General features: G+C 70.1%; 7 protein-coding genes. 3 read left to right on the top strand and 4 right to left on the bottom strand.

Going from position 1 to position 4908, the window contains the following annotated elements:
• Nucleotides 1-207, top strand: a 207-nt coding sequence (locus tag EIO58_RS12545; protein ID WP_164861677.1) for a DUF3054 domain-containing protein, incomplete at its 5' end; no start/stop codon positions are given.
• Nucleotides 208-230: 23 nt separating this feature from the next.
• On the opposite strand, the gene EIO58_RS12540 is transcribed toward EIO58_RS12545, so the two are convergent.
• The 4 genes from EIO58_RS12540 to EIO58_RS12525 all read right to left on the bottom strand — a co-directional run bounded on the left by EIO58_RS12540 (nt 231) and on the right by EIO58_RS12525 (nt 2662).
• On the bottom strand, nt 231-545 hold the full coding sequence (locus EIO58_RS12540) for a hypothetical protein (RefSeq protein WP_127819821.1): 315 nt from the start codon (nt 543-545) through the stop codon (nt 231-233).
• 52 nt (nt 546-597) lie between these two features.
• On the bottom strand, nt 598-1494 hold the full coding sequence (locus tag EIO58_RS12535) for an NAD(P)-dependent oxidoreductase (protein ID WP_127819820.1): 897 nt from the start codon (nt 1492-1494) through the stop codon (nt 598-600).
• Between the two features lie 94 nt (nt 1495-1588).
• The gene (locus EIO58_RS12530) at nt 1589-2044 is read right to left on the bottom strand and encodes an SRPBCC family protein (protein WP_127819819.1); all 456 of its coding nucleotides are present in this window, start codon (nt 2042-2044) and stop codon (nt 1589-1591) included.
• 63 nt (nt 2045-2107) lie between these two features.
• Nucleotides 2108-2662 carry an AAA family ATPase gene (locus EIO58_RS12525; protein ID WP_127819818.1) on the bottom strand — a complete coding sequence of 185 codons (555 nt, stop codon included), beginning with the start codon at nt 2660-2662 and terminating at the stop codon, nt 2108-2110.
• A 130-nt stretch (nt 2663-2792) separates the two neighbouring features.
• On the opposite strand from EIO58_RS12525, the gene EIO58_RS12520 reads away from it, so the two are divergent.
• Nucleotides 2793-3359 (top strand): PadR family transcriptional regulator, encoded by a 567-nt coding sequence (locus EIO58_RS12520; protein WP_127819817.1) that lies wholly within the window; start codon nt 2793-2795, stop codon nt 3357-3359.
• Between the two features lie 53 nt (nt 3360-3412).
• A partial coding sequence (locus EIO58_RS12515) for an ABC1 kinase family protein (protein WP_164861678.1) occupies nt 3413-4908 on the top strand: 1496 nt, incomplete at its 3' end.

Below are 4908 nucleotides of genomic sequence, written 5' to 3'. Positions count from 1 at the left end.
CTCGCGTGGCGGGCCCCGGCCGCGCCGGTGCGCACGGGACTCGGGGTGTGGGCGGTGACGGTGGCGGGCGGGATGCTGCTGCGCGCCGCGTCCGGTCAGGGCACCGCCGTCGCCTTCATCGTGGTGGCCACCGTCACCCTGCTGGTGCTCCTGATCGGCTGGCGGGTCGTCGCGGCGATCGTCCGGCGCCGGCGCCGGACGCGCTGACCGGCCGGCCCGTCGCTGCCGGATCAGTGCACGGTCTTGCGCAGGCCCGTCTCGATCACGATGCGGTTGCCGTCGATGACACCCGGGCCGTCGCCCGGCGTGGGCGCGGGCGCAGGGGTGAGCTGCTCGGCCTCCCACACGGCGCGCGCCTCCTCTGCCGTCGGCTGGTAGAGGATGTCGATGCCGAGCAGCCCGCCCGACGAGTGTGCGACGCTCTCGCCGCGACGGCGTCGCCGGCGCGTGTCCCACGCCATCCACAGGAACGAGATCGGCAGCGCGACGAGCATCGCGAGGAACCCCCACGCCAGCACCGCGCCGATCACTTCGCCGATCTCCACGATCACAGCGTAGGTCGGCTGCGGTCCCGGCTCCTCCTCGAGGCGGAGATCGTCAGTGATCGGTGCGCGACGAACGCCGCTCGAGCGCACGCACCACCGCCGCCATGTCGTCGCGCGACGCTCCGAGCTGCATGGTCTCGGCGAACAGCCCGCTCGCCTGGGCGAGCATCGGCGTGGCGATCCCCGATACGGCGGCCTCATCGAGCACGAGTCGCGTGTTCGTGTACGCGTCGGACACGGCCGCCTGCGGCGCGAAGTCGCGAGAGGTGAGCTTCGGCAGCTTCACACGCGTGAGATCGGATGCCGTCTGCCCCAAGCCGATCGCCTCGGAGAACGTCCCCAGATCGAGCCTGCCGGCCGCGGCGAAATGGGTCGCCTCGGCCAAGGCGGCCATCGTCGTCGTCAGGTAGAGATTGACCGCGAGTTTCATGCGCAGCCCTGCACCCGGCCCACCGCAGTCGAGCAACGCACGGCATGCCGGTGCGAGCAGCGGCATCACGTCGGCGACCGCATCGGCGTCGCCGCCGAGCATAGCCACGAGCTGACCGTTCTCGGCGGGAATCCGCGATCCAGCCACCGGTGCCTCGACGAGGCGGCCGCCCGCGGCGGCGATGTCAGAGCCCAGCCGTTCCGCGTACGCGGGCGAGGTCGTGCCCAGAGAGACCAGCGTCCGTCCCTCGACGAGCCGGGCGAACCGGTCGCCACCGCGAGAGAGGACCTCGTCGGTCGCCCGTTCGTCGACGAGCATGACAAGCACGGATTCGCACCTGCGGAACACCTCGTCGACATCGGCCGCGGCCTCCGCCCCCGCATCGACGAGCGGCCCCACGCGTTCGTGCGTACGGTTCCACACGAGGAGCGGCGTGCCGGCGCGGGCGAGGTTGAGGGCGATGGGCGTGCCCATCAGCCCCAGGCCGACGAAGCCGACCGGCTGCGGGGGAGAACTCATGCCTCGAGTCTTGCCGATGGGAGCGGCAGGATGCAGCCATCCGTCGTCGCAGAAGCGTCACACCGCGCCGATGCGGGATCGCGATGCCGACGTCTCAGCGCTCGACGTCGCCCCGCCACGCGCCGGTCTCGTGGCCGGTGCGCTCGATGAACTCCTTGAAGTTCTGCAGGTCCTTCTTCACCGCGTGACTCCCGGCCCCGACCAGAGACCCGAGCTTCTCGAGGACGTCGGTCGGCTCCCAGTCGATCTGCACGGTGACCCGTGAGGTGGTGTCGGTGAGCTTGTGGAAGGTCACGACGCCGGCATGGGCGGTGTCGCCGCCGTCGCTGCGCCACGCCACCCGCTCATCGGGATGCTGCTCGGTGATCTCGGCGTCGAACTCGCGTGTGAACATGCCGACGCGCACCTTCCAGTGCGTGTGCGTATCGTCGATCTGCGTGATCGACTCGACCTCGTCGAGGAAATTGGGGAAGCTCTCGAACTGGGTCCACTGGTTGTACGCCGTCGTCACCGGGACGTCGACGTCGATGCTCTCGATGATCTGCGTCATGTGACCAATGTCACCGCACGGAATCGACAGCGCCCACCCCCTTGACCGGGGTGGCTGCACACGCTATCGCGTGTCGGGAGCGGCGTCGATGGCGGCTTCGAGCTGTGCCAGCCGGCTTGCGGGATCGCCGATGATCTCGACGACCGTCGCGTCGCCGACAAGGTCCGCCTCGTCGGCGAGATCGAGCAGTGCGGCGTTCATCGCCTCCCGAAGCTCGGGATCCTCGTCGTCCGGAACGTCGATCCCGGAGGTCGTCGTCAGCGGGAGCAGCACGAGAAGGTCCACGTTCGCCATGGCGGAGGCGGCGATCGTGCTCGCGTGCGACCTCAGGCCGGGTGCTCGGCCGGGGCGTCGGAGATCATCGAGCGCGTCCAGATAGGCCACGAAATCGAGTGGGCCGCGCTCGGCGATGACCTGCTCGCCCGGCGAGAGTCGGCGGAGGCGGTCAGCGGCGACGTGAAGCTGGGCCAAGAACAGGCCCGCCTCCGGCTCCTCGCCGACCGCATCGATGAGCTCGAACGGATCAGGGAGCACCTCGAACGTTCGCCGCGCGGCGGCGAAGTCACCGATCAACGTGCTCTTCCCGCTTCCGTGCGTTCCCGACACCACGATCCGCATGAGGGGAGACTATCCGGCGGCGAGAGCACGCCAGCACTCCGGCCTCTCGTCCGGCTCTGGACGGGACCCTTGTCGAACGATATATCGCTAGGTATCGTCGGGGTATCGGCAACGATCGTCAGGAGGCGTCATGAGCGGGTCATTCATGGGTGAGAACTTCGGTCCGAAGCATCGCGGGCAGGGGTCTGGATTTCCCGGCGGGCTGTGGGATGCGATGGATCAGCTGCGCGACGTGTTCGAGCGGGGCTTCTCGCCGCGCGTCGGGCGCGGAGACGTGCGCGCCGCGGTGCTCGCGATCCTCGCCGAGAAGCCCATGCACGGCTACCAGATCATCCAGGAGATCGAGGAGCGCAGCGACGGCGCGTGGAAGCCGAGCCCCGGCTCGGTGTACCCCACGCTGCAGATGCTCGCCGACGAGGGGCTGATCACAGCGGAGGAGTCCGGCGGCAAGAAGACCTACTCGCTCACCGAAGCCGGCCGCGCCGAGGCCGAAGCGAGCACCGAGCGGTCGACGCCCTGGGAGGCATTCGGCACCCGTGACAGCGGACGCGGCACGGCGCTTCCCAAGGCCGGCATGAAGCTCGCCCAGGCGGCCGCTCAGGTCGGCCGCACCGGCACGCCCGAGCAGGTCGCGCAGGCGATCGAGGTGCTCGACGAGGCACGGCGCAGGCTCTACTCCATCCTCGCCCAGGACTGATCGTCCGGATGCCCTCGCACGTCGGCCCTGCGCGCGCCGTCACGGGGGATCCGATGGCCGACGCCGCGGATTCGCGCGCACGGTACCGCCGGATCCTGCGCTTCGCCGCCCGCTACATGGTGCAGGCCTGGTGGTATGAGCTCTTCCTTCCGCGCGTGGGTCTCAGCCGCCTCGCCGCCCGGGGCAGATCGAGACGGCTGCGCACCATCGCTCGCAACTTCCACGGGCTCGCGGTGCGCCTGGGCGGCCTCATGATCAAGGTCGGCCAGTTCATGTCGTCGCGCCTGGACGTGCTGCCGCCCGAGATCACGAAAGAGCTCGAGGGCCTGCAGGACGAAGTGCCCCCGGTCGAGTTCGCGGCGATCCGCGCGCTCGCGGAGGCGGAGCTGGGCATCGCGCTCGAGCGCGCGTATGAGTGGGTCGACGAGGTGCCGGTGGCCGCGGCATCCCTCGGCCAAGCACACCGCGCACGGCTCACGGCCGCCGACGCGGCGGACGCCGGGTTCGCGGACGTCGTCGTCAAGGTGCAGCGCCCGGGCATCGACGCGATCGTCGACACCGACCTCGCCGCGCTGCGGCGCGTCGCCGGCTGGCTGAGCCGCGTCAAGGTCGTGAGCGACCACGTCGACCTGCCCGAGCTCATCGGGGAGTTCGCGCACACCAGCAGGGAGGAGATCGACTACCTCCACGAGGCCCAGAACGCTGAGCGGTTCGCGGCCGAGTTCGAAGGCGATGCGCGCGTCGCGGTGCCCGAGATCGCATGGGAGCGCACGACGCGGCGCGTGCTCACCCTCGCCGACGTGACCGCGATCAAGATCAACGACATCGACGGGCTGCGCGCGGCCGGCATCGACCCGGCTGCCGTCGCGACGGATTTCGCGAACGTGATGTTCGACCAGCTCTTCGTCGACGGGTTCTTCCACGCCGATCCGCATCCGGGCAACATCTTCGTCACGCCCATCGAGCCCGGCCGCGACGGCGGCCGGGCGTGGCGGCTGACGTTCATCGACTTCGGGATGATGGGCGAAGTTCCCGACGGCCTGCGCCATGGGCTGCAGCGGCTCATCATCGCGGTCGCCTCGCGCAACAGCAGGCAGATGATCGACAGCATCCGCGACGTCGGGATGCTGCTGCCCTCGGCCGACACGGCCGAGCTCGAGCGGGCCATGACGGCACTGTTCGCGAGGTTCGGCGGCATGGGCTTCGCCGAGCTGCAGCAGGTCGACCCTCGGGAGTTCCGGGACTTCGCGGTCGAGTTCGGCGACGTCGTGCGATCGCTCCCGTTCCAGCTGCCCGAGAACTTCCTGCTCATCGTGCGGGCGATCTCGCTGACATCCGGCATGTGCAGTTCGCTCGACCCGCAGTTCAACATCTGGAACGCTGTCGAGCCGTACGCCGAGCAGCTGCTGCGCGACGAGCGCGGCAACCTGACGCAGGCGGTCGCACGCGAGGCGGTGTCGACGGCCGGGGTGCTGGCGCGGCTCCCGCGCCGGCTCGACGACCTCGCTGCGCGCATCGAGGAGGGGCGCGTGGCGGTCGAGGCGCCGCG

The sequence above is a fragment of the Microbacterium sp. CPCC 204701 genome, from assembly GCF_004010105.1.
GTDB lineage: Bacteria > Actinomycetota > Actinomycetes > Actinomycetales > Microbacteriaceae > Microbacterium.
This window is presented reverse-complemented; position numbering and strand designations above follow the sequence as displayed.

Coding starts and splice junctions, on each gene's coding strand:
- EIO58_RS12530 (WP_127819819.1), bottom strand. CDS start 2,044: ATGACGCAGATCATCGAGAGCATCGACGTCGACGTCCCGGTGACGACG.
- EIO58_RS12535 (WP_127819820.1), bottom strand. CDS start 1,494: ATGAGTTCTCCCCCGCAGCCGGTCGGCTTCGTCGGCCTGGGGCTGATG.
- EIO58_RS12520 (WP_127819817.1), top strand. CDS start 2,793: ATGAGCGGGTCATTCATGGGTGAGAACTTCGGTCCGAAGCATCGCGGG.
- EIO58_RS12525 (WP_127819818.1), bottom strand. CDS start 2,662: ATGCGGATCGTGGTGTCGGGAACGCACGGAAGCGGGAAGAGCACGTTG.